Source organism: Thermomonas sp. (assembly GCF_023953935.1).
Classification (GTDB): Bacteria; Pseudomonadota; Gammaproteobacteria; order Xanthomonadales; family Xanthomonadaceae; genus Thermomonas.
Genome location: NZ_JAMLIW010000003.1, coordinates 269,384 through 292,199, shown reverse-complemented (window position 1 = coordinate 292,199; position 22,816 = coordinate 269,384). Strand labels below are relative to the sequence as shown.

The following is a 22,816-nucleotide window of genomic DNA, read 5'->3' as shown; positions in this document are numbered from 1 at the left end:
CTGTGAGGAAACGTAGGCATACGAAAAGCCGATCGCCTGTTGCTTTTGGCGCGATACATCCTCGATTGATACTTCAGCTCCGGTCTGACCAAATCGCGCTGATCGAGCGCTGTCGCAAGCTTGCCGGGCACCAAGACATTTTTTGATGGAAGCGCCACAGAAACCATCCGCGCGGTTTCAAGGATGCACCATTGCCCGCACAACGTTAAACTGTGAAATTCTCCATTAACCCTTGAATGTCACTATTCCAAGCATTGGAAGGTTCACCAAGATGACGAAGAATCTCGGCACGGACTACGATCGGCGAGTGGAACGCGGGAAGCCGAAGCCCGTGCTTGGCTGGTTGTTCGATCTGCTTTTTCCGTTGGTCCTTGTTCTGGCGGCGGTCGCCTTTGGCCGCTACGGCTGGCCGCTCTGAAGCCGCAGGAGACCCTCCGATCAACCGTATGTTCACAAGATGTGGCTTGAATTGTCATGAGGTTGGCAAAAACGTTGCTAATCCTTTGTGGCAGACCATTCCAGCGCCGACAGCCTCAGTGGAAACTCATTGAGGATGGTGTCTGGCAGATCGAACACGCGGGAGCGCAAGCCCAGGTAAGAAGCACGCAGAACGGTTGGCGTATGCAGTATATCGAGCGCCACGGTGCGGCGCCCATCATTTGCGGCCCTTACCCTACGATCGAAGCGGCACAATCCGACGCGTTCGATTGCATCTGTCCATTTTAGAATCGAGCAATCTGATGGATTGCGCCGAAATCGTCGGATGCAAGAGCCGACGCTTATCCTTCATCCCACGCTACCAAAACAAAGGCACAGATCGTCATGCATATCGTGATCAGCATCAGTGCCACCAACGGCCCCCGCATTTCATCGTCGTAGCGCGGACGACGCAAGCCAGTAAGCGCCAAGACGCTAAATAGCTGATTCTTGGGCGGTTTGCCGAGGATTTTCGGGCCTGCTCTGCCACGCTGGCGCGAATCGTGAATCCGCAAAGTCAGCCTAAATGCCGACGTTGCCTGACCTTCGGAAATTGACGCCTTTTCACCCGCTACGGTAATACGCGCCCCATGCCAGCTTGATATCGGAAAACCGCCATTCCCGGCGTCGGCCGAACGCGGGACTCGAGCGGGTCTGACAGCCGACGAGGCCGGTAAGTTTCTGGAACTTCATGAACCACGCCGTCGATTTCGGTTTGTTGCGAGCCGTCAACTGGATCTGGCGGATCAGCCCCGCATGGGCCCAATGCTCGTGCGGATTGGGCAGGGATGCGGGATCGGCCAGGTAGGCGCGGAGCTTTTGGAGCGTAGCGTCGTCTGGAGATTGGTGAAGTTCAGCGCGGAGGTCTTGGACGGCGAGCAGGGCCCCTTGTTTCGCCGCATCCGTCAGCATCTCGCGCAATTGAACGTTCGTCAGCACCAAGGCTTGCAAGGCTTCCATGAGCCGTACTTTCTTTTGATGGATTGTCTCGGCGAGAAGCGCCGCACAATCATTGCCTCACAGCTGGCAAATGACGTCAAGCGCTAAAGGCCGAGCAGGTGCCAAAGCCTCCGAAGCGGCGAATTGGCTTATCGGGCACGAACCTGTGCCGGATGAACAGCATCTTCCAATCTACCACTTGGTCGCTTGTGTGTGGCGGCCCTCGCTCGCGATATCGTCGCGCGAAGCGCATGGATACGCGATTGCTTGTTGCTTTGATTTTTTGAATATCGATAAGGGGAGGACGGGGCGCCGCCCCATACCACCCCACCCAACCCCAACCGCCGGGCCCGGGGGGCCCGGCGGGGGCGGGTGGGGCCCCCCCCCCCCCCCCCCGGCGCTGACGCAAGCACCGGGAAGGCGTTCCGCCTCCGGCATGCACCTACAATGCCTTGATGTCCGCGCCCACTCTCCACCTCGTCGATGCTTCGCTCTACGTGTTCCGGGCCTGGCATTCGATGCCGGATGACTTCCGCGACGAAGACGGCTGGCCGACCCATGCGGTGCACGGCTTCGCGCGCTTCCTGCTGGAACTGCTGGAGCGCGAACGTCCGCAGCACATCGCCATCGCCTTCGACGAGAGCCTGGGCAGCAATTTCCGCCACGCGCTGTACCCGGCCTACAAGGCCAACCGCGACCCGGCGCCGCCGGAGCTCAAGCGCCAGTTCGCCTGGTGCAAGGCGCTGTGCCAGGCGCTGGGGCTGGTGACGCTGGCCCATCCCGAATACGAGGCCGATGACCTGATCGGCAGCGCCGCGCACGCGCAGCGCGGCCAGGGCTTTCGCAGCGTCATCGTGTCCGCCGACAAGGATCTCTCGCAGCTGCTGCGCGCAGGCGACGAACAGTACGATTTCGCCAAGGGCCAGCGCTGGGGCGAGGCCGGCGTCAAGGCGCGGCACGGAGTGCGCGCCGAGCAGATTCCGGATTACCTCGCGCTGGCTGGCGACGCGGTGGACAACATCCCCGGCGTCAGCGGGATCGGGCCGAAGTCTGCCGCAGTCCTGCTGGGCCATTTCGAAACCTTGGACGCTTTGCTGGAGCGAGTCGACGAGGTGCCTTTCCTGCGCCTGCGCGGTGCGGCGCAGATGGCCGCGCGCCTGCGCGAGCAGCAACCGCAGGTGCTGCTGTGGCGACAGCTGACCACCATCGCACTGGATGCGCCGCTGCCGGAGGGCGGCTTCGCGCGGCGGCAGGGCGACGGCGAGGAACTTGACGCGCTGGCGAACTGGCTGGGATTCGGAGAGTTCACCCGCAAGCGGCTGACCGAGGCGGCTGGACTATCCGCTTGAACGATTGCCATCGCGCACAGGCGCTGCCCGCCAGAGCGTGGTTCGCCGCTTAGGCTCCGCGTCCGGCTCCGATGCGCGGCCGCGCGCCATCCATGGCGCGCTCGAACCACGCTCTGGCGGGCAACTCCTTTCTCTCCTCATTTTCGCCATCCGCCTGCGCTAGCATCACGACATGGGAAATCTGAAACAGACCTTGTTCGAAGGCCGCTGGCTGCGGCTGGTGCGGATCGGGACCTGGGAATCGTGCGAGCGCACCCACGGCCAGGGCATGGCGGTGATCGTGATCGCCGTCACGCCTGCCGATGATGTGTTGTTCGTCGAACAGTATCGGGTGCCGCTGGGCGCCCGCACGATCGAGATGCCGGCCGGGCTGGTGGGGGATGACCGCGCCGAGGACTCACTGGTCGAAGCCGCGCGCCGCGAACTGATCGAGGAAACCGGCTGGTCACCGGGGCGCGTGGACGTGCTGCTCACCGGCCCGACCAGCGCCGGCATGAGCAACGAGCGCATCGCCTTCGTGCGCGCCCGCGATCTGGTCCGGGTCGGCGCCGGCGGCGGGGTGGACGATGAAAACATCGTCGTCCACGCGATCCCGCGCGCACAGGTGCCGCAGTGGCTGATGCAAAAGCAGGCCGAAGGCTACGAGCTGGACCTCAAGCTGTGGGCCGGACTGTGGATGATCGAACGCAATCCGGACGGCAGCGCGGTGGGATAGCTCGCCAGCGGCCTCCGGGCGCCCCGCATCCGGCATCCGGGTGCCCCTCATCCGGCGCTTCGCGCCACCTTCTCCCCGCCCAGCGGGGAGAAGGAAAGAAAGCGTGACTCCCCGCGCAGCGGGGAGAAGGAAGAAACAAGCACGACTCCCCGCGCAGCGGGGAGAAGGAAAACCTGACAAGCGTTCCCCGCGTTCGATCAATCAGTAAATCGGTCGGTCGCTTCGACCAGCGCAGCGGTGTTTTCCGCCTCGAACATCGAATGCCCGGAGTGCGGGGAAATGCGCAGCTCGCCTTGCGGCCAAACCGCGTGCAGATCAAAGGCATTTTGCACCGGGCAGACCACGTCATAGCGGCCGTGCACGATTACTCCAGGGATCTCGGCGATCCTGTGGGCATCGCGCAGCAACTGGCCTTCCACCTCGAAGAAGCCGCCGTTGACGAAGTAGTGATTTTCGATCCGCGCGAACGCCAGCGCGAATTCGGCATCGCCGTGGGTGTCGGCATAGTCGGGCGGAATTTCGAGGTAGCTGGTGCCGCCTTCCCAGATTGCCCAGGCGCGCGCCGCCGCCAGCCGCACCGCACTGTCGTCCGAGGTCAGGCGGCGGTGGAAGGCCGAGATCAGGTCGGCGCGCTCCACTTCCGGGATCGCTTCGATGTAATGCTGCCAGGCATCCGGGAACAGCCGCGAGGTGCCTTCCTGATAGAACCACTCCAGCTCCCAGCGCCGCAGCAGGAAGATGCCGCGCAGCACCAGCTCGGTGACACGCTGCGGATGGGTTTCGGCATAGGCCAGGGCGAGCGTCGAGCCCCAGCTGCCGCCGAATACCTGCCAGCGCTCGACGGCGAGGTGCTCGCGCAATTTCTCGATGTCCGCGACCAGATCCCAGGTGGTGTTGTCGATCAGATCGGCGTGCGGGGTGCTGCGGCCGGCGCCGCGCTGGTCGAACAGGATGATCCGGTACTTGGCCGGATCGTGGAAGCGGCGCATGTTGTCGCTGCAGCCGCCGCCCGGCCCGCCGTGCAGCAGCACCACCGGCTTGCCGTCGGGGTTGCCGCACTGCTCCCAATACAGGGTGTGGCGATCGTCCACGGCCAGCGTACCGGTCTGGTACGGCGTGATTTCGGGATACAGCGTGCGCATGGGACACCTCCCTGGGATTCGGGTTCCCCATTGTAGAAGCGCACTGCAGGAGAGCGATCACTTTCGACGGCCCCACGCCGGATTACGCCGCTGCGGCGCGCTCCCGCGGTCGCTGCCCCAGCGTCACCCGCTCGCGGCCTTCCAGATCGCGTGCGGTTTCGACCCCGACGAAGCCCGCCGCGACCAGCAGCGCGCGCACCGCCGCGCCCTGATCCAGCCCGTGCTCCAGCAGCAGCCAGCCGCCGGCGCGCAGCAGGGGCGGCGCATCCGCGACGATCCCGCGGATCGCGTTCAGCCCATCGCTGCCGCAGGACAGCGCCAGCGCCGGCTCGAAGCGCAGGTCGCCCTGGGCGAGGTGCGGGTCGCCGTCGGCGACATACGGCGGGTTGCTGGCGATCAAATCGAAACTTTCGCCAGCCAGCGGCGCCAGCCAGCTGCCGGCGCGGAATTCGACGTTGTCGATGCCGTTGCGCGCCGCATTGCCAAGCGCCACCGCCAGCGCTTCTTCACTCAGGTCGGTGGCCAGCACCTGTGCGCGCGGGCGCTCCCTGGCCAGCGCCAGCGCGATCGCACCGCTGCCGGTGCCCAGATCCGCCAAGCGCCACGCAACATCGGCGGGAATCTTCGCCAAGGCCTGTTCGACCAGCAATTCGGTTTCCGGGCGCGGCACCAGAGTGGCCGGCGTGACCGCCAGCTCCAACGTCCAGAAACCGCGGGTACCGGTCAGATAGGCCACCGGCTCGCCCGCCTCCCGGCGTTCCAGCAAGCGGTCGAATGCCGCCGCCTGCCCGTGGCTCGGCACCGCCTCTCCATGCGCGATCAGCCAGCTGCGCGGCTGGCCGAGGACGTGTGCCAGCAGGATTTCCGCATCGGCGGCATCGATCCGGCTGCGCGCCTGCGCAAGCCGTGCGCGCAATGAATTGTCCGGGGTCTGCATGCAGGGATGGTACCCGCAAGGCTGCCGCCCGTTCAGGCAGAGATAGTTGATAGCTGATATCTATCTATATGATAAAAACAAACGATTTCACTTATCTATCAATTCTGCCTAACCTGCATGTGTTCGCAATTCCAACCCCAACCCCAACCCCAACCTGGAGAAGTGAAATGTCCCTGATCAATACCCAAGTCCAGCCCTTCAAGGCCGACGCCTTCCATAACGGCAAGTTCATCCAGGTCACCGATGCCGATCTCAAGGGCAAGTGGTCGGTGATGATCTTCATGCCGGCCGCCTTCACCTTCAATTGCCCGACCGAAATCGAAGACGCCGCCGAGCATTATGCCGAGTTCCAGAAGGCCGGCGCCGAGGTCTACATCGTCACCACCGACACCCACTTCAGCCACAAGGTCTGGCACGAAACCAGCCCGGCGGTGGGCAAGGCGCAGTTCCCGCTGGTCGGCGATCCCACCCATGCGCTGACCAACATGTTCGGTGTGCATATCCCGGAAGCCGGACTCGCCCTGCGCGGCACCTTCGTGATCGACCCCAGCGGCACCATCAAGACCATGGAAGTGCACGACAACGCGATCGCCCGCGATGTCAGCGAAACCCTGCGCAAGCTCAAGGCCGCGCAGTTCGTCGCCAGCCACCCGAACGAAGTCTGCCCGGCCAAGTGGAAGGAAGGCGCCAAGACCATCACCCCGTCGCTGGATCTGGTCGGCAAGATCTGACCGCCACAGCGCGTTCGCACCCTCTCCATTCCGGAGAGGGCTGCGGGAATGCGGCGCCCAGCACCCCGTGTTCGAAGCCGACTTCCCGCAACCCTTTTCAAGCGCCCCCGACTGCCACGCGGGACAACGTCCTGCGCCTGAAGGAGACCACGATGCTGGACACCTCGCTCAAGAACCAACTGGCCGCCTATCTGGAAAAGCTCCAGTTTCCGATCACCCTGGCGGCCTCGCTGGACGCATCGGAAGCGGCACGCGAGCTGGACGATTTGCTTAGCGAAATCGCCGCACTGTCGCCGAAGATCAGCCGCGTCGAAGGCAATGCCCCGCGCCGGCCTTCGTTCGAAATCCGCCGCACCGGCACCGAGATCGCCGTCGCCTTCGCTGGCATTCCGCTCGGCCACGAATTCACCTCGCTGGTGCTGGCGTTGCTGCACGTGGGCGGCCATCCGATGAAGCTGGACGAGGCGCTGGCCGCGCAGGTGCGCGCACTGCCAGGCGACTTCCAGTTCGAAACCTACATGTCGCTGCATTGCCAGAGCTGCCCGGATACCGTGCAGGCGCTGAACATGATGAGCGTGCTGAATCCGCGCATTCGCCATGTCGCCATCGACGGCGCGCTGTTCGAGGAAGAAGTGGCTGCCAGGCAAATCCTGTCCGTGCCGACGGTCTACTTGAATGGCGAGGAATTTGATGCCGGGCGGATGAGCGTCGAACAGATCCTCGCCAAGCTCGATACTGGCGCAGCGGCGCGGGTGGCGGAGGCCTTGAATGAACGGGAACCCTATGATGTCCTGATCGTCGGTGGCGGCCCGGCGGGCGCGGCGGCGGCGATCTACGCCGCGCGCAAGGGCATCCGTACCGGCTTGGTCGCCGAGCGTTTCGGCGGCCAGGTGCAGGACACCCTGTCGATCGAGAACTTCCCGTCGGTGGAATACACCGAAGGCCCGAAGCTGGCCGCGGCGCTGGAGGCGCATGTGCGCAGTTATGGCGTCGAGGTGATCACCGCCCAGCGCGCCAAGGCGCTGCATCCGGCAGCCGCGGCGGATGCGCTGACGGGAATCGAGCTCGAAAGCGGCGCCACCCTGCGCGCCAAGGCCGTGATCCTCGCCCCCGGCGCGCGTTGGCGCCAGACCGGCGTGCCCGGCGAAGCCGACTACCGCACCAAGGGCGTCACCTACTGCCCGCACTGCGACGGTCCGCTGTTCAAGGGCAGGAAGGTGGCGGTGATCGGCGGCGGCAACTCCGGGATCGAAGCGGCGATCGATCTGGCCGGCGTGGTCGACCATGTGACGGTGCTGGAATTCGACGGCAAGCTGCGCGCCGACGAGGTGTTGCAGCGCAAGCTGCGCAGCCTGCCCAACACCGCCGTCCGCCTGAACGCGCAGACCACCGCGATGCTGGGTGACGGCAGCAAGCTCACCGGCCTGCGCTACACCGATCGCCACAGTGGCCAGGCGCATGAGCTGGATCTGGGCGGTGTATTCGTGCAAATTGGATTGCTGCCCAACACCGAATGGCTGCAGCGCACCGTAGCGCTCTCACCGCGCGGGGAAATCGTGATCGACGCAGCCGGCCGCACCAACCTGCCGGGGGTGTTCGCCGCCGGCGATGCCACCACCGAGCCGTTCAAGCAGATTGCCATCGCCATGGGCGGCGGCTCCACCGCCGCGCTGTCGGCCTTCGATCACCTGATCCGCCACTCGGCCCCGGCCGAAACCGCCAAGGCCGCCTGAACCATGAACCTGCGCGATCTGAAATATCTGGTGGCCCTGGGCGACCTGCGCCACTTCGGCAAAGCCGCCAAGGCCTGCTTCATCAGCCAACCGACCCTGTCCGCCCAGATCATGAAGCTGGAGGAAGAGCTGGGTGTGAAGCTGGTCGAACGCGCGCCGCGGCGGGTGATGTTGACCGCGGCCGGACAGGACGCGGCCCAGCGCGCGCGCCGGATCCTGGCCGAGGTCGAAGAACTGCGCGAGGCGGCGCGGCGCTGCATCAACCCGGAGGTCGGCCGACTGCGGCTGGGCGTGTTTCCGACGCTGGCGCCTTATCTGCTGCCGCACGTGGTGCCGGAATTGCACGCACGCTATCCCGGGCTCGAGCTGCTGCTGACCGAGGAGAAAAGCGACATCCTGCTGCAGCGCCTGCGCGACGGCGCGCTGGACGCTGCCCTGCTCGCATTGCCCATCCACGACGACCGGCTGCACGCGCAGTTCCTGTTCGAAGAACCCTTCCGGCTGGCCGCGCCTGAGGGCCATCCGCTGGCCGCGCACAAGACCCTGACCGTCGAATCGCTGGACAAGGAAAGCCTGCTGCTGCTGGAAGACGGCCACTGCCTGCGCGATCAGGCGCTGGACGTGTGCCGCCTGGCCGGCGCCCACGAAACGCCGGGTTTCCGCGCCACCAGTCTGGAAACCCTGCGGCAGATGGTGGCCTCCGGCGTCGGCGTGACCCTGTTGCCATTGCTGTCGGTGCTTGAACCGATCGTCCAGCCGTCCGGCCTGCAGCTCGTGAAGTTCCGCAAACCCGCGCCCAGCCGCCGGATTGCGCTGGTCTGGCGCAAATCTTCGGCGCTCGACGATTTTCTCGGCAAGATCGGCCAGGACATCGCCGGCAAGGTGACACCGCTGCTGCGCGCCGGTTGATCGCAGCAAGCCCTCCGGCAGGGTCAGGCCGGCAATGCGCCAGGCAGGCCTTCGTCGGCCTCCGGCGCGACGGCGCCCGGCTGTTCGCCAAGATGCAGTTCGGCAATGATCTGACGCGCCCGCGGTACCGCCAGATCCGGAACCATCACGCCGACCAGACCGAATACGCCCAGCTCGCCGATGCCGCCGGTCAAAGCTTCCCCGCGCACCCAGGCCGGGATGCCCTCGGCCTCCAGCGCGTGCTTCACCAGATGGGCATCGATCAGATTTTCGGCCACATAGACGCTGCGCATGGGCGGCAGCCTAGCAAGGTCGATGTCAAGGCCGGAAGGGAACACCGCCGCGCTGCCTGTCCGCTAGACTAGATGGTCGCCTTCACAGCCCATCCGCCCGTGTCCTCTCAACTTCCTGAAGCCACCGACGCCCCCGTCCGCACCGACTTCATCCGCCAGATCGTCCGCGAGGACCTGGCCAGCGGCAAACACGGTGCGATCAAGACCCGCTTCCCACCGGAGCCCAACGGCTATCTGCATATCGGCCACGCCAAGGCGATCTGTCTGGACTTCGGCATCGCCGCCGAATTCGGCGGGGTCTGCAACCTGCGCCTGGACGACACCAACCCCGCGCGTGAAGACCCCGAGTACGTGCGCGCGATCCAGGACGACGTGCGCTGGCTGGGCTTCGACTGGCACAGCCTGCGCCACGCCTCGGACTACTTCGGCGTGTATTACCTAGCCTGCGAAAAACTCATCAAGGACGGCAAGGCGTTCGTCTGCGACCTGTCGCAGGAACAGGTGCGCGAATACCGCGGCACGCTGACCGAGCCCGGACGCAACTCGCCCTTCCGCGAGCGCAGCGTCGAGGAAAACCTCGACCTGTTCCGCCGCATGCGCGCCGGCGAATTCCCGGACGGCGCGCGCACCCTGCGCGCCAGGATCGACATGCAAAGCGGGAACATGAACCTGCGCGACCCGGCGCTGTACCGGATCAAGCACGTCGAACACCAGAACACCGGCAGCGAGTGGCCGATCTATCCGATGTACGACATGGCGCACGCGCTGGGCGATGCCATTGAAGGCATCACCCACTCGCTGTGCACGCTGGAGTTCGAAGACCACCGCCCGCTGTACGACTGGTGCGTGGACAACGTGGATCTGGCCGGCCACCCCGAGCTGCTGGAACCGCTGGCCACCAAGGGTCTGCCGAAGGAAGCCGCCAAGCCGCGCCAGATCGAGTTCTCGCGGCTCAATTTCAATTATCTGGTGATGAGCAAGCGCAAATTGATGCAGCTGGTCACCGACAAACTGGTGGACGGCTGGGACGATCCGCGCATGCCCACCCTGCAGGGCATCCGTCGCCGCGGCTACACCGCCTCCGCGCTGAAGCTGATGGTCGAGCGCGTCGGCATCAGCAAACAGAATTCATTGCTGGACATCTCCATCCTCGAAGGCGCGCTGCGCGACGATCTGGACGCGCACGCGCCGCGGCGGATGGCGGTACTCGAACCACTCAAAGTGGTGCTTGCCAACCTCGACGCCGCGCACACGGAAATGCTGCGTTTCTCCAACCACCCCAAGGACGACGCGCAGGGCATGCGCGACATCCCGTTCGGGCGCGAGCTGTGGATCGAGCGCGAGGACTTCGAGGAAGTGCCGCCGAAGGGCTTCAAGCGCCTCACCCTGGGCGGCGAAGTGCGCCTGCGCGGGGCCGGCATCATCCGCTGCGACGAAGCGATCAAGGATGCCGACGGCCGCGTGACCGAGCTGCGCTGCACGCTGGATCTGGAGTCGCGTCCCGGCATGGAAGGCGCCAACCGCAAGGTCAAGGGCACCATCCACTGGGTCAGCGCTCGCCACGCCGTGGCCGCCGAAGTGCGCTTGTACGACCGCCTGTTCCGGGTGCCCGATCCGGACAGCGATGCAGACGGCAAGACCTTCGTCGATCATCTGAACCCGGATTCGCGCAAGGTGGTCACCGCCTACGTGGAGCCGGAAGCCGCCCGCGCCGCGCCGGAACAGAGTTTCCAGTTCGAGCGGCTGGGCTACTTCGTCGCCGACCGTTACGACCACAAGGCCGACGCGCCGGTGTTCAACCGCAGCGTGACGCTGCGCGACACCTGGGCGCAGAAGGTGTAATCACGCATGCCGATGCCCCTGCCTGCACAGCTGCATATCACTCTGCCGATCTGGGTGCTGGAACTGGATGTGGGCGGGCGCGATTTCAGCACCGATGCCGCCAAGGTCGGCTTCGCCATCGAATTGTCCAGGCGCAATATCGAGCGCCAGAGCGGCGGCCCGTTCGGCGCCGCGGTGTTCAGCGCGCAGGACCAGCTGATCGCCGTGGGCGTCAACCGCGTGGTGCGCCAGAGCTGTTCGCTGGCGCACGCCGAAACCATGGCCTACATGCTGGCCCAGCAGCGCCTGCAGCAGTTCCGCCTCAACGCGCTGGGCGGCCCGGTGACGCTGGCGACCTCGGCCCAGCCCTGCTGCCAGTGCTACGGCGCGACGATGTGGGCCGGCATCGACCGCCTGCTGATCGGCGCGCGCGCCGAAGACGTGATGGCGCTGACTGCGTTCGACGAAGGCCCATTGCCGGCGGATTGGGTGGGTGAGCTCAACAAGCGCGGAATCGAAGTCGTGCGCGACGTCGAGCGTGACACCGCCCGCGAAGTGCTCAAGGCCTACGGCGAACTGGGCGGGCCGAACTATTGATCCCGCGCCAGCCGTCACCCGTCTCATGACCGCAACCGGCCTGCTGTGCTACTGCCGCCAGGGCTTCGAGCCGGAGCTGGCGGCCGAGCTGACCGAACGCGCGGCGATGGCCGGGATTGCCGGCTACGCGCGCACCGAGCGCGACGCGGGGCATGTGCTGTTCCTGTGCGCGGACGGCGCGACGCTGGATCGCGCGCTGCCGTTCTCCACCCTGATTTTCGCGCGGCAGAAATTGCGCCTGCTGGCCGAGTTGCCCGGGCTCGACCCGAACGACCGCATCACTCCCATGCTGGCGGCGCTGGCCGAGGGCGGGCGCTTCGGCGAATTGGTCATGGAATACCCGGACAGTGAGGCCGGCAAACCGCTGGCCGGGCTGGCACGCAGCCTTGGCAATGCGTTGCGGTCGGCCCTGCGCAAGGCGGGCTTGCTGACCGCCAAGGACAACCCCGGCCTGCCGCGCCTGCATGTGTGCGTGCTCGCCGGCGATCACGCCCTGCTGGCGCGCAGCGTGGCCGCCGACAGTGCGCCGTGGCCGCTCGGCATCCCGCGCCTGAAGACGCACAAGGATGCACCCTCGCGCTCGGCACTCAAGCTCGAAGAAGCCCTGCTGGTGCTGCTGGATGCGGAGGAGCGCGCCCGCCTGCTGAAGGAAGGCATGGTCGCCGCCGACCTCGGCGCCGCCCCCGGCGGCTGGAGCTGGGTGCTGACCCACCACCGCCTGCGGGTGACCGCGGTCGACAATGGCCCGCTGCGGCAGAGCGTGCTCGACACCGGCCTGGTGCAGCACCTGCGCGCCGACGGCTTTTCCTGGCAACCGCCGCACCCGCTGGACTGGATGGTCTGCGACATGGTGGAGCAACCGCGCCGGGTGGCCGAGCGGATGGCCACCTGGCTGCGTGAAGGCTGGTGCCGGCACACGATCTTCAACCTGAAACTGCCGATGAAGAAGCGCTGGCAGGAAACCGCCCTGTGCCTCGACCTGTTCGCCCAGCAGGCGCAAAAACCCCTGACCATCCGCGCCCGCCAGCTCTACCACGACCGCGAGGAGATCACCGTTTTCGCCACCCCCATCACGACCCGCAATGAAGCGTTGCCGCGGCGACGGCACGATTGACGCCGAGTCCGGGGGTGGTTGCGCTATGCTTGCGACTCCGTCGTCGTGATTTTCTTGCCGCCATGAATCGCCCCGCCACGCTCGCTGCCGCCCCCCTGATCCTCGCCGCGCTGATCTTCGCGGCCGCCCTGAGCCGGGTGATCCCGCATCCGCCGAACTTCTCGCCGATCGAAGCGGTCGCACTGTTCGGCGGCGCCTACTTCATTCCGCGCGGCTGGGCGCTGGTGGTGCCACTGCTGGCGATGTTCGCTTCCGACCTCGTGCTTGGGCTGGTGAACGGCGGGATCTACTGGAGCTACTTCGCCAGCGCCGGCTACCTGATGGTGTACGCCTGCATCGCCCTGTCCACCCTGCTCGGCTTCGGCCTGCGCGGCAAGGTCAGCGGCGGCCGCGTGCTCGGCTATTCGCTGGCCGGCTCGGTGTTGTTCTTCCTCGTCACCAACTTCGGCACCTGGCTGGGTGGGGCGCTGTATCCGCAGACAGGTGCGGGCCTGGCGGCGGCCTACATTGCCGGCATCCCCTTCTTCCAGTGGACCGTCGCCGGCACCCTGTTCTATTCGGCGCTGCTGTTCGGTGGCTTTGAGCTGTTGCGCAACCGCCATCCGGCGCTGCGCGCGCAGACCGCTTAAGCGTCGCCACCGGGCGTTTCCAATCGACTTCAGCCAAGGCGGAGCGCCGGTACACAAGGCATGGGCAATCGACTCAGCAAGATCTACACCCGCACCGGTGATGACGGCACCACCGGCCTGGGTGACGGTTCGCGGGTGGCCAAGGATTCCCTGCGGGTCGAAGCGTTCGGCACCGTGGACGAAGCCAACTGCGCGATCGGCCTGCTGCTCCAGGCCGAGCTGCAAGACGACGTGCGCGAACTGCTGATCCATATCCAACACCAATTGTTCGATCTGGGCGGCGAGCTGTGCATCCCGGGTTCGGAGGCGATTTTCGACGCCGACGTCGAAGCGCTGGAACACCAGCTTGATCACTACAACGCGGGCCTGCCGTACCTCAAGGAATTCATCCTGCCCGGCGGCGGCGAAGCCTCGGCGCGCTGCCACGTTGCCCGCACCGTGGTGCGCCGGGCCGAGCGGGCCACCGTCACCCTGGCGCAGGCCGAGGAGATCCGGCCGCAGCCGCGGCGCTACCTCAACCGGCTGTCGGACCTTTTGTTCGTGCTGGCACGGGTGCTGGCGCTGGCCTCCGGCCATGGCGAAGTGATGTGGAACCACGAACGCCGGCGCCGACCCGCGGCCCCGTGACCGCGGCCACGCTGCAAGTCTTCACCCATCCGGCCTGCCTGGAACACCACACCGGCAGCGATCACGTCGAGCGCCCGCAGCGACTTGCCGCCATCCTGCAAGCGCTGGGCGATGCCTTTCCTGATCTTGACTGGCAACAGGCTCCGCGCGCGCGCCGCGAGCAGCTCCTGCGCGTCCACGCGCCGGAGTTGCTGGACTCCGTACTGGCACCGATTCCATCGGGATGGGTGGCACTGGATCCGGACACGGTCGCTTCGCCCGGGTCGGCCGAGGCCGCCCTGCGCGCGGCCGGCGCCGGTATCGCGGCGGTGGACGCTGTTTTGGCCGGAGCCGCGCTGCGGGCGTTTTGCGCGGTGCGCCCGCCCGGCCACCACGCCACCGCCGACACCGCGATGGGATTCTGCCTGCTCAACAACATCGCCATCGCCGCCCGCCACGCGCTCGCCGGGCACGGGCTGGAGCGCGTGGCCATCGTCGATTTCGATGTCCATCACGGCAACGGCACCCAGGCCATCTTCCAGGCCGAGCCCCGCGTTGCCTACGCCAGCAGCCACCAGTCGCCGCTGTATCCCGGCACCGGCGCGCGCCGCGAAACCGGCTGCGGCAACATCTTCAACGCCCCGCTGCCGCCCGGCGCCGATGGGACGGCGTTTCGCTCGGCGTGGGAGAGTGACCTGCTGCCGGCGCTGGATGCCTTCGGCCCGCAGCTGCTGTTCATCTCGGCCGGATTCGACGGCCACCGCCGCGACCCGCTGGCCGACCTGCGTCTTGAAGCCGACGATTTCGGCTGGCTCACGCAGGCACTGGTGGCGCTGGCCGAGCGCCACTGCGGCGGCCGGATCGTCTCGATGCTGGAAGGTGGCTACGATCTGGCTGCGCTGGCCGACAGCAGCCTTGCCCACGTCACGGCAATGCGCCAGCCGGTACGGGAACCCACATGAACGCAGTCGCGCGATTCGGCGAGGCCGGGGTTTGCCGCAACCCGCCGGTTCCGGCAAGCTAGCGGCTTGTTTTCGCCTGTGACTGCCCCGTGCGCCCAGCCCCGCGCCTTCTTGCCCTGCCCCTGCTGATCGGCCTGTCGTTGCAAGCGCAGGCCCGCGACGACAGCCCGCAGAATTGGGGCCTGTGCCCGATCGTTGACGTGATCCCGCAGTTCGCCGAAGCGCTGCAGGCGCCGGAAGGTCTGGACATCGACAGCAAGGGTCAAGCCACCGACATCGAGGGCGACCAGCTCACCGGCACCGACGCGAACCCGATTTTCCGTGGCAACGTGACCATGCGCAGCGGCGCCCAGTTCATGGGCGCGGACGAAATCACCTACGACCAGGAACAAGGCCGCTACACCGCCGAAGGCAACATCCGCTATCAGGCCCCGGGGCTGCGCCTGCGTGCCGACCGCGCCGAGGGCAACCAGAACACCGACACCCATACGCTCGAGGACATCCGCTACCAGCTGCTGTCGCGGCGCGGCAACGGCACCGCCAAAAGCGCCAACCTGACCGGAGATACCGGCAGCCTGTACGGCGCGACCTATTCGACCTGCGCGCCGGAAGCGCGCCACTGGGAGCTGAGCGCGCGCCGGATCGACATCAACCAGACCACCGGCATGGCCACCGCCCACGGCGCCAGCCTCAAACTGGGCAAGATCCCGGTGCTGTACCTGCCGTGGCTGATGTTCCCCACCGACGATCGCCGCCGCAGCGGTCTGCTCTACCCGAAGATTTCCAACTCTGGCCGCAACGGCCTCGACTGGGCCCAGCCGATCTACCTGAATCTGGCGCCGAACCGTGACATGACCATCAGCCCACGGTTCATGTCCCGTCGCGGCACCTTGCTGAGCACCCAGTTCCGCTACCTCGAGGAGCGCGGCCAAGGGACTTTCGATGCCCTGTGGATGCCGCATGACCGGCTGCGTGACCGCAACCGCTGGCGGGTGCATTTCGACGCCCACCAGGACATCGACGACCATTGGCAGGCCCGCGCCAACGTCAACTGGATCAGCGACCCGCGCTATTTCGAGGACTTCAGCAACAGCATCGAGGGCCTGTCACAGTCCACGGCCTACAGCGCGGTCGGCTTGTACGGCCGCGGGTCAAACTGGACGGTTTCGCTCAGCGCCGACCACTGGCAACTGGCCGATTACACGCTCAATGATTGGGTCCTGCCCTACGACCGGATGCCGCGCGCCGCTGCCCATTGGGAGCGCCCGCTGGGCGCCGGCCCGGTGCGCTTCGGCATCGACGCCGAAGCCGTGCGCTTCCATCATCCGCTGTTCCCGGCCGGCACCCGGTTCGACCTCAAGCCGTGGATCAGCGTTCCGCTCGAAGGCAACGCCTGGTTCCTGCGTCCGACCCTCGCCTTCCGCCAGACCGGCTACACGCTGGACCACGCCCTGGCCCAAGCCCTCGGCAGCGCCTCGCCTTCGCGCGGGCAGTCGATCTTCAGCCTGGACGCCGGACTGTTCTTCGACCGCCAGGTCCAAGCCAAGGGTCGCAGCTACCTGCAGACAATCGAGCCGCGGCTGTATTACCTGAACGTGCCCTACACCGACCAGAGCGACATGCCGGTGTTCGACACCCAGCCCATGACCTTCAGCTGGCCGCAGCTGTTCCGCGACAACCGCTATTCCGGCGCCGACCGCCAAGCCGATGCCAACCAGCTGACCCTGGCCGTCAGTACCCGGATGATCCGCGAAGCGGACGGACGCGAGCGCTTTTCCGCCAGTCTCGGCCAAATCCGCTACTTCCGCGACTCGCGGGTGCGCCTGCCCGGTGAACCGATCACCCAGCAGGGTCGCTCGGCGTGGGTGGCCGACGTGAACTACGCGCCCACCGACCGCTGGACCATCGGCGCCTCCTACCAGCGCGATCCCAAGTTCCGCCACACCGATCTGGCCAGCCTGCGCGCCCGCTACCTGTTCCCGAACGACGGCGTGATCAACCTGTCCTACCGCTACCGCCGCACCCTGCTGGAACAGGTGGACTTCTCCTTCCTGTACCCGATCAATCCGACCTGGAGCCTGGTCGGACGCCACTATTACTCGCTGCGCGACCGCAAGACCCTGGAAAGCCTGGTCGGCGTGCAGTGGGACAGCTGCTGCGTCGCCGTCCGGCTGGTCGGCCGCCGCTACATGCGCAACCGCGATGGTCGCCTCGACAACACCTTGATGCTGGAAATCGAGCTCAAGGGCCTTGGCGGAGCCGGTCAGGACACCCGCAGCACGTTGCGCCGGGCCATCCTCGGCTACAATCGCGATGATCTCTATCTGGTTCCGCCGCAAACTGCGACGGGCCAACCCCCCTCGCCGGACCGGACCAGCGCCAACCCATGATGCTTTCTTCCCATACGTGCAAACCGCGCCGCCTCGCCACCGCCCTGCTGCCACTCCTGCTGTTGGCCGGGGCCGCCCTGGCACAATCCAGCGACATCCAGCCGGTGGAGAGCATCGCCGCCGTGGTGGATGACAACGTGATCCTGCGCAGCGATCTGGAACGCGCAATCGCCAACATCCGCGCCCAGTACGCCGACCGCCCCAACATGCTGCCACCGCCGGCCGTGCTCGAGCGCCAGGTACTCGAACGGTTGATCCTGCAACGGCTGGAACTCGACCGTGCGACTGCGGCCGGAATCACCGCCACCGATGCGGACATCGACAATGCGATGAACAGCATCGCCCAGCAAAACCGGCTCAGCTTGCCCCAGTTGCTGGAACGGGTGGCCAAAGACGGCCTGAGTCCCGCCGAATTCCGGGCCAACCTGCGCGACGAGATCATCAGCCAGAAACTGCAGCAGAGCTTCGCCCAGAGCCGCATCAACGTCAGCGAGGCCGAGGTCGATGCCGCCCTCGCCAATGCGGCGAACACGGCCATTCGCCAGTTCCATCTGGCGCATATCCTGATTTCCATCCCCGACAATGCCAGCGCCGACCAGGTGCAGGCGGCAGTACAGAAAGCCGAGGGCATCAAGAACCAGATCGAACGCGGCACCTTCACCTTCGCCGCCGCTGCGGTTCGCTACTCCAACAGCCCCAATGCCCTGGAAGGCGGTGACCTGGGCTGGCGCGGCGCCAACGAAATTCCGCCCGCCTTCTCCACCGCGATCCAGCAGATGCAGCCCGGCCAGGTGATCGGCCCCATTCGCGGCGCCAGCGGTTTCCAGCTGCTGCAGCTGGTTGATGCACGCGACCAGGTGCCGGCCGCGGGCGAAAAGGTGACCCAGTATTCCGCCCGCGAGATCCTGATTCGGATCGACGCCGACACCAGCGACGATGCCGCCAAGGCCAAAATCGACGCGATTGCCGCCCAGCTTGCCGGTGGCGGCGATTTCGCCAAGCTGGCACGCGAGAACTCCGATGACCAGACCACCCGCCTGCGCGGCGGTGACCTTGGCTGGTTCACCGCGGATTCGCACGGCGCGGCGCTGGGCATGCAGGTGGCCGCACTTGCCGACGGCCAGACCTCCGCGCCCTTCAAGACCGACGAAGGCTGGGCCATCGTGCAGCGCTCGGGGTCCCGCGAGATCGCCGCCGGCAACGATGCGCTGCGTGGCCAGATTCGCGAAACCATCGGCCGTCGCAAGATGGAAGAGGAATGGGGCCGCTTCCTGCGCGAAATGCGCAGCGAGGCCTATGTCGACATTCGCGATGCCCAGGGCCATTCCACCCGTCCCGAGCTGCCGCAGACCGCACCGGAGACGCCGACCCGGCCGCCCTCGACCGACCCCCGCTTGAGCGACCCGACCGGTCGGTTCTGATCCACCATGCGCCCGCGGCTCGCCCTCGTCCCCGGGGAACCGGCGGGCATCGGCCCGGAGCTGGTGGTGCGTGCGGCGCAGCGCACCTGGGACGCCGAGCTGGTCATCTTCGGGGATGCCGCATCGCTGCAGCAGGCAGCGTCCCGCCTGGACCTGCCGCTGCGGCTGCACGCCCGCGGCGAAACGCCGCGCGATCCGTGCAGCCTGGAAATTCGTGACCTCCCGCACCCGGTGGCCGCAACGCCGGGAACGCCGGAGCCCGCCAACGCGGCATCGGTCGTCGCCAGCCTGACCCAAGCCGGCCAGGCCTGCCTCAACGGCGAACTCGACGGCCTTGTCACCGGCCCGGTACACAAGGCCGTCATCAACGCCGGCGGCATTCCGTATACCGGCACCACCGGACTGCTGGCGGCGCAGGCCGGCTGCCAGGTGCTAATGATGCTGGCCAATCCGGTGGTTCGTGTGGCGCTGCAGACCGTCCATATTCCGCTGCGCGAGGTTGCGGATCGGATCACCGCAGAGGCGCTTGCCGATGCCCTGCACATCCTCGCGCGCGCGCTGCGCGTGCAGTTCGGCATCCGCGAACCGGTGATTGCCGTGCTGGGCCTGAATCCGCACGCTGGCGAGGATGGCTTGCTCGGCCGCGAAGAGCTGGACATCCTCATCCCCGTGCTCGAACGCCTGCGCGGACAAGGCATGCAGCTGGTTGGGCCGCTCCCCGCCGACACCGCCTTCCTGCCCGACAAGCTGCGCGGCTTCGACGCGGTGCTGGCGATGTACCACGACCAGGGCCTGCCGGTGCTCAAACACGCCGACTTCGCCCACGCGGTGAACATCACCCTCGGCCTGCCTTACTCGCGGGTGGCCGTGGATCACGGCACCGCGCTGGAGCTGGCCGGCAGCGGCCGGGCCGATCCGTCCAGCCTGTTCGCGGCGATCGCGACCTGCGCACGACTGGCCATGCGCAACGTGATTGCCTGATGGACACGATCGGTTTCGAGGATTTCCTGAAAGTCGAGCTGCGGGTGGGGCGGGTATTGTCGGCCGAACCCTTCCCGCAGGCCCGCAAGCCGGCCTTTGTGCTGCAAATCGACTTCGGCCCCGAACTGGGCGTGCGCAAGTCCAGCGCCCAGATCACCGCACATTATTCACCGGAAGATCTGGTCGGGCGGCAGGTGGTGGCCGTGGTCAATTTCCCGGACAAGCAAATCGGCCCGCTGATGTCGCAGTGTCTGGTGACCGGCTTCCACGACGCCGACGGCGCGGTGGTGCTGTGCGTGCCGGATCGGGACGTGCCGCTCGGGACGCGCCTGCTGTGAGCGCCGGCCACCGACCGCCTGCAAACGCCGGGCCCTCGCAGGGTTTCCAGCCCGGCGCCAAGAAGCACCTCGGGCAGAACTTCCTGCACGCGCGCGACGTGATCGAAAAAATCGTCCAGGCCATTGCACCCAAGCCCGGCGACGCCCTGGTCGAGATCGGCCCCGGCCAAGGGGCATTGACGTTTCCGCTGCTGGATCGGCACGCTGCGCTGACCGCGATCGAATTCGACCGCGACCTGCACGCACCGCTGCAGGCCGCCGCTCGCGCCCATGGCCAGCTCCGGCTGATCGAGGGCGACGTGCTGGAGGTGGACTTCAGCGCGCTGGCCGCCGAACTGAACGCCCCCGGCGGCCGCATCCGCCTGGTCGGCAACCTGCCCTACAACCTCAGCTCGCCGATCCTGTTCCACGCGCTGTCCCACGCGCGCGCCATCGTCGACATGCACTTCATGCTGCAAAAGGAAGTGGTTGACCGGATGGCGGCCGCGCATGGCAGCAAGGTCTACGGCCGGCTGTCGGTGATGCTGCAAGCCTTTGCGACGGTGACGCCGCTGTTCACCGTCCCGCCGGGCGCCTTCCGGCCGGCACCCAAGGTGGATTCTGCGGTGGTCCGGCTGGTGCCGCGACCTTCCACACAGGTCGGCATCGCCGATCCCGCGCTGTTCGCCCAGCTTGTCCGGGCCGCCTTCGGCCAGCGGCGCAAGACACTGCGCAATGCGCTCAAGGGCCTGGCCGAGGCGGCGGAAATCGAATCGGCGGGGATTTCGGCCAATGCCCGCGCCGAGCAGGTGGCCGTCACCGGCTTCGTGCAATTGGCCAACCGACTGGCTGCCAGGTGAACACGGCAATGCGGCGCGGCGCGGGGTGATGTACGCGGGGTGATCGTGCTGCGGCCTTGCGACCGCTAGAATGGCCGCATGAACGAGAACGATTACAGGTTCGACATCGCCGTCGACGCCTGCTTCCTGGACGAGCAGTCGGCCCCGGAGTCCGGGCGCTACGTGTTCGCCTACACCGTGCGCATCCACAACCGCGGCACCGTTGCCGCACGCCTGCTCGGCCGCCGCTGGCAGATCACCGACGGCAACGGCAAGATCGAGGAAGTGCGCGGTGAGGGCGTGGTCGGCGAACAGCCCTGGCTGCGCCCTGGCGAAGGCTTCGAGTACACCTCGGGCGCGGTGCTGGAAACCGATACCGGGGTGATGTGCGGCAGTTATGACCTGCTCGCCGACGATGGTTCCCGATTCGCGGCGCCGATCCCGCAGTTCACCCTGTCCATCCCGCGCACGCTGCACTGAGATGGCGGTCTGGGCAATCGGCGACCTGCAGGGCTGCCACGACGTGACGCAGCGTCTGCTCGAACGCATCCGCTTCGACCCGGCCGTGGATCGCCTCTGGTTCTGCGGCGACCTGGTCAATCGCGGCGGGCAGTCGATCGAGACCCTGCGCCTGGTGCATTCGTTGCGCGAAGTCAGCCACGTCGTGCTCGGCAACCACGACCTGTCGCTGCTGGCGATTGCCCAGCGCACGCCCGACGAGCAGCGCCGGGTCAACCCGGATCTGCAGGGCGTCCTGTTTGCCGAAGACGCGCCCGAGCTGCTGGCCTGGCTGCGCGGCTGCGAACTCATCCACAGCGACCGCGAACTGGGTTGGATGATGGTGCACGCCGGGCTGGCGCCGAAGTGGACGACCCTGCAAGCGGAAAAGCACGCGCGCGAAGTTGAGGCGCGGCTGCGCGGCGACGGCTTCCGCTCCCTGCTGCGCAACATGTACGGCGATCGGCCGGACTGGTCACCGCAGCTGCATGGGGTCGAACGCGCGCGGGCGATCATCAACGCCTGCACGCGGATGCGCTATTGCAGTCCGCGCGGGCGTATCGCCTTCGACCAGAAAGGTGCGCCCGGCAGCCAGCCGCCCGGCCTGTACCCGTGGTATGCGGTCCCCGGCCACGCGCCGCGCGACCTGAAGATCGTCAGCGGCCACTGGAGCACGCTGGGGCTGTTCATCGGCCACGGCGTCCACGCGATCGACACCGGCGCGGTCTGGGGCGGGCCGCTCACCGCGCTGCGGCTGGATACGGACCGCCTGGAGATCGTGCAGGTGCCGGGCCGCGATGTGCCTGCCGCGCTGCACAAGGCGCGGCCGCAGGCGCGGCCGCAACCCCGACGCCACCATGGCCCACGTGATCCGCGCGGCCCGCAGTCGAACGCCGGCACGCCTGTCACCACGGATCAGGACCGGACGTAGTCGACGAATGCGAAAGCCAGCGCGTGGCGGGCGTCGGCCGGGTGCCGGCTGCGCGCGGTTTCCCGCCACTGGCCGGGATCGAAGCGCGGGAAGTATGCGTTCGCACCTTCGACCTCGACATCGACCCAAGTCAGGAACATCTGGGTGGCCAGCGGCAAGGCCAGCGCGAACACCTCGCCGCCACCGATCACGCACAGTTCGCTGCCCGCCGCCGTCGCCAGCGCGACCGCCTGCTCCAGCGTGCCCACGGCCTGCATGCCGGCATGCGGCAGCTGTCCGCTTCGAGTCAGCACCAGGTTGCGCCGGTTCGGCAGCGCGCGCCCCAGTGATTCCGCGGTCTTGCGCCCCATCAGCACCGTCTTGCCCAGCGTCAGCGCCTTGAAGCGCTTGAGGTCATCCGGCAGATGCCAAGGCAGGTCATTGCCCTTGCCGATGGCGTAATTGCGATCCAGCGCGGCGAGGAGGGTGATGGGTGATTCGTGATG

Annotated in this window: 23 protein-coding genes and 1 pseudogene; 19 read left to right on the top strand and 5 right to left on the bottom strand. The window is 66.8% G+C overall.

The annotated features are described in order from the left end of the window. Positions 1 to 271: 271 nt before the first annotated feature. Positions 272 to 418 carry a hypothetical protein gene (locus M9902_RS05575; RefSeq protein WP_297221496.1) on the top strand — a complete coding sequence of 49 codons (147 nt, stop codon included), beginning with the start codon at positions 272 to 274 and terminating at the stop codon, positions 416 to 418. 623 nt (positions 419 to 1,041) lie between these two features. Here M9902_RS05575 and M9902_RS05570 read toward each other — a convergent pair. Then, entirely contained in the window at positions 1,042 to 1,437 is a 396-nt protein-coding gene (locus tag M9902_RS05570) for a hypothetical protein (RefSeq protein WP_297221495.1), read from the bottom strand. Positions 1,438 to 1,871: 434 nt separating this feature from the next. On the opposite strand from M9902_RS05570, the gene M9902_RS05565 reads away from it, so the two are divergent. Both M9902_RS05565 and M9902_RS05560 read left to right on the top strand, forming a co-directional pair. Beyond that, positions 1,872 to 2,765 carry a 5'-3' exonuclease H3TH domain-containing protein gene (locus M9902_RS05565; protein WP_297221494.1) on the top strand — a complete coding sequence of 298 codons (894 nt, stop codon included), beginning with the start codon at positions 1,872 to 1,874 and terminating at the stop codon, positions 2,763 to 2,765. A 172-nt stretch (positions 2,766 to 2,937) separates the two neighbouring features. Beyond that, entirely contained in the window at positions 2,938 to 3,480 is a 543-nt protein-coding gene (locus M9902_RS05560) for an NUDIX hydrolase (protein WP_297221493.1), read from the top strand. A gap of 197 nt (positions 3,481 to 3,677) precedes the next feature. On the opposite strand, the gene pip is transcribed toward M9902_RS05560, so the two are convergent. Next, a complete protein-coding gene (gene pip, locus M9902_RS05555; RefSeq protein WP_297221492.1) occupies positions 3,678 to 4,622 on the bottom strand; it encodes a prolyl aminopeptidase in 945 nt (314 codons plus the stop codon). A gap of 82 nt (positions 4,623 to 4,704) precedes the next feature. Further along, on the bottom strand, positions 4,705 to 5,559 hold the full coding sequence (gene prmC / locus M9902_RS05550) for a peptide chain release factor N(5)-glutamine methyltransferase (protein WP_297221491.1): 855 nt from the start codon (positions 5,557 to 5,559) through the stop codon (positions 4,705 to 4,707). Between the two features lie 167 nt (positions 5,560 to 5,726). Between prmC and ahpC the strand changes: the two genes are divergently transcribed. The 3 genes and pseudogenes from ahpC to M9902_RS05535 form a co-directional block, all read left to right on the top strand. Beyond that, a complete protein-coding gene (ahpC, locus tag M9902_RS05545; RefSeq protein ID WP_297175740.1) occupies positions 5,727 to 6,290 on the top strand; it encodes an alkyl hydroperoxide reductase subunit C in 564 nt (187 codons plus the stop codon). Positions 6,291 to 6,442: 152 nt separating this feature from the next. After that, complete coding sequence (gene ahpF, locus M9902_RS05540; RefSeq protein ID WP_297221490.1) at positions 6,443 to 8,023, top strand: alkyl hydroperoxide reductase subunit F; 1,581 nt, start codon at positions 6,443 to 6,445, stop codon at positions 8,021 to 8,023. Positions 8,024 to 8,026: 3 nt separating this feature from the next. Then, positions 8,027 to 8,890 (top strand): annotated as a pseudogene (locus M9902_RS05535) (LysR substrate-binding domain-containing protein); the annotation flags it as partial. Between the two features lie 65 nt (positions 8,891 to 8,955). On the opposite strand, the gene M9902_RS05530 reads toward M9902_RS05535, so the two are convergent. After that, complete coding sequence (locus M9902_RS05530) at positions 8,956 to 9,225, bottom strand: DUF2007 domain-containing protein (protein WP_297221489.1); 270 nt, start codon at positions 9,223 to 9,225, stop codon at positions 8,956 to 8,958. Positions 9,226 to 9,324: 99 nt separating this feature from the next. Here M9902_RS05530 and M9902_RS05525 point away from each other — a divergent pair, with 99 nt between their 5' ends. The 13 genes from M9902_RS05525 (at position 9,325) to M9902_RS05465 (ending at position 22,331) form a co-directional block, all read left to right on the top strand. Then, positions 9,325 to 11,067: a glutamine--tRNA ligase/YqeY domain fusion protein gene (locus M9902_RS05525; protein WP_297221488.1), complete on the top strand. Its 1,743-nt coding sequence runs from the start codon at positions 9,325 to 9,327 to the stop codon at positions 11,065 to 11,067. Positions 11,068 to 11,079: 12 nt separating this feature from the next. Then, on the top strand, positions 11,080 to 11,643 hold the full coding sequence (locus tag M9902_RS05520) for a nucleoside deaminase (protein WP_297221505.1): 564 nt from the start codon (positions 11,080 to 11,082) through the stop codon (positions 11,641 to 11,643). Positions 11,644 to 11,668: 25 nt separating this feature from the next. After that, positions 11,669 to 12,757, top strand: a complete 1,089-nt coding sequence (gene rlmM, locus M9902_RS05515; protein WP_297221487.1) for a 23S rRNA (cytidine(2498)-2'-O)-methyltransferase RlmM — start codon at positions 11,669 to 11,671, stop codon at positions 12,755 to 12,757. A gap of 62 nt (positions 12,758 to 12,819) precedes the next feature. Continuing rightward, entirely contained in the window at positions 12,820 to 13,386 is a 567-nt protein-coding gene (locus M9902_RS05510) for a DUF6580 family putative transport protein (RefSeq protein WP_297221486.1), read from the top strand. Positions 13,387 to 13,446: 60 nt separating this feature from the next. Continuing rightward, on the top strand, positions 13,447 to 14,013 hold the full coding sequence (locus M9902_RS05505) for a cob(I)yrinic acid a,c-diamide adenosyltransferase (protein WP_297221485.1): 567 nt from the start codon (positions 13,447 to 13,449) through the stop codon (positions 14,011 to 14,013). An 11-nt stretch (positions 14,014 to 14,024) separates the two neighbouring features. Then, positions 14,025 to 14,954, top strand: a complete 930-nt coding sequence (locus M9902_RS05500; RefSeq protein WP_297221504.1) for a histone deacetylase family protein — start codon at positions 14,025 to 14,027, stop codon at positions 14,952 to 14,954. 89 nt (positions 14,955 to 15,043) lie between these two features. Next, a complete protein-coding gene (lptD, locus tag M9902_RS05495) occupies positions 15,044 to 17,344 on the top strand; it encodes an LPS assembly protein LptD (protein ID WP_297221484.1) in 2,301 nt (766 codons plus the stop codon). Then, positions 17,341 to 18,765, top strand: coding sequence for a peptidylprolyl isomerase (locus M9902_RS05490; protein WP_297221483.1), 1,425 nt, complete (start codon positions 17,341 to 17,343; stop codon positions 18,763 to 18,765). Before lptD ends, M9902_RS05490 begins: the two co-directional genes overlap by 4 nt. A 6-nt stretch (positions 18,766 to 18,771) precedes the next feature. Then, on the top strand, positions 18,772 to 19,746 hold the full coding sequence (gene pdxA, locus M9902_RS05485) for a 4-hydroxythreonine-4-phosphate dehydrogenase PdxA (protein ID WP_297221482.1): 975 nt from the start codon (positions 18,772 to 18,774) through the stop codon (positions 19,744 to 19,746). Continuing rightward, positions 19,746 to 20,084, top strand: a complete 339-nt coding sequence (locus M9902_RS05480; protein WP_297221481.1) for a tRNA-binding protein — start codon at positions 19,746 to 19,748, stop codon at positions 20,082 to 20,084. Before pdxA ends, M9902_RS05480 begins: the two co-directional genes overlap by 1 nt. Further along, positions 20,081 to 20,923, top strand: a complete 843-nt coding sequence (rsmA, locus tag M9902_RS05475; RefSeq protein ID WP_297221480.1) for a 16S rRNA (adenine(1518)-N(6)/adenine(1519)-N(6))-dimethyltransferase RsmA — start codon at positions 20,081 to 20,083, stop codon at positions 20,921 to 20,923. The genes M9902_RS05480 and rsmA overlap by 4 nt, the downstream gene beginning before the upstream one ends. A 78-nt stretch (positions 20,924 to 21,001) precedes the next feature. Then, complete coding sequence (gene apaG / locus M9902_RS05470) at positions 21,002 to 21,382, top strand: Co2+/Mg2+ efflux protein ApaG (RefSeq protein ID WP_297175724.1); 381 nt, start codon at positions 21,002 to 21,004, stop codon at positions 21,380 to 21,382. 1 nt (position 21,383) lies between these two features. Then, entirely contained in the window at positions 21,384 to 22,331 is a 948-nt protein-coding gene (locus tag M9902_RS05465; RefSeq protein WP_297175722.1) for a symmetrical bis(5'-nucleosyl)-tetraphosphatase, read from the top strand. Here M9902_RS05465 and M9902_RS05460 read toward each other — a convergent pair. After that, the gene (locus M9902_RS05460) at positions 22,316 to 22,801 is read right to left on the bottom strand and encodes a dihydrofolate reductase (RefSeq protein ID WP_297221503.1); all 486 of its coding nucleotides are present in this window, start codon (positions 22,799 to 22,801) and stop codon (positions 22,316 to 22,318) included. The two genes, M9902_RS05465 and M9902_RS05460, sit on opposite strands and share 16 nt — an antisense overlap. Positions 22,802 to 22,816: the final 15 nt, after the last annotated feature.

Excerpts from the sequence above, each read along its gene's own strand:
- M9902_RS05575 (WP_297221496.1), top strand. The coding sequence starts at position 272 with ATGACGAAGAATCTCGGCACGGACTACGATCGGCGAGTGGAACGCGGG.
- M9902_RS05570 (WP_297221495.1), bottom strand. The coding sequence starts at position 1,437 with ATGGAAGCCTTGCAAGCCTTGGTGCTGACGAACGTTCAATTGCGCGAG.
- M9902_RS05565 (WP_297221494.1), top strand. The coding sequence starts at position 1,872 with ATGTCCGCGCCCACTCTCCACCTCGTCGATGCTTCGCTCTACGTGTTC.
- M9902_RS05560 (WP_297221493.1), top strand. The coding sequence starts at position 2,938 with ATGGGAAATCTGAAACAGACCTTGTTCGAAGGCCGCTGGCTGCGGCTG.
- pip (WP_297221492.1), bottom strand. The coding sequence starts at position 4,622 with ATGCGCACGCTGTATCCCGAAATCACGCCGTACCAGACCGGTACGCTG.
- prmC (WP_297221491.1), bottom strand. The coding sequence starts at position 5,559 with ATGCAGACCCCGGACAATTCATTGCGCGCACGGCTTGCGCAGGCGCGC.
- ahpC (WP_297175740.1), top strand. The coding sequence starts at position 5,727 with ATGTCCCTGATCAATACCCAAGTCCAGCCCTTCAAGGCCGACGCCTTC.
- ahpF (WP_297221490.1), top strand. The coding sequence starts at position 6,443 with ATGCTGGACACCTCGCTCAAGAACCAACTGGCCGCCTATCTGGAAAAG.
- M9902_RS05530 (WP_297221489.1), bottom strand. The coding sequence starts at position 9,225 with ATGCGCAGCGTCTATGTGGCCGAAAATCTGATCGATGCCCATCTGGTG.
- M9902_RS05520 (WP_297221505.1), top strand. The coding sequence starts at position 11,080 with ATGCCCCTGCCTGCACAGCTGCATATCACTCTGCCGATCTGGGTGCTG.
- rlmM (WP_297221487.1), top strand. The coding sequence starts at position 11,669 with ATGACCGCAACCGGCCTGCTGTGCTACTGCCGCCAGGGCTTCGAGCCG.
- M9902_RS05510 (WP_297221486.1), top strand. The coding sequence starts at position 12,820 with ATGAATCGCCCCGCCACGCTCGCTGCCGCCCCCCTGATCCTCGCCGCG.
- M9902_RS05505 (WP_297221485.1), top strand. The coding sequence starts at position 13,447 with ATGGGCAATCGACTCAGCAAGATCTACACCCGCACCGGTGATGACGGC.
- M9902_RS05490 (WP_297221483.1), top strand. The coding sequence starts at position 17,341 with ATGATGCTTTCTTCCCATACGTGCAAACCGCGCCGCCTCGCCACCGCC.
- pdxA (WP_297221482.1), top strand. The coding sequence starts at position 18,772 with ATGCGCCCGCGGCTCGCCCTCGTCCCCGGGGAACCGGCGGGCATCGGC.
- M9902_RS05480 (WP_297221481.1), top strand. The coding sequence starts at position 19,746 with ATGGACACGATCGGTTTCGAGGATTTCCTGAAAGTCGAGCTGCGGGTG.
- apaG (WP_297175724.1), top strand. The coding sequence starts at position 21,002 with ATGAACGAGAACGATTACAGGTTCGACATCGCCGTCGACGCCTGCTTC.
- M9902_RS05465 (WP_297175722.1), top strand. The coding sequence starts at position 21,384 with ATGGCGGTCTGGGCAATCGGCGACCTGCAGGGCTGCCACGACGTGACG.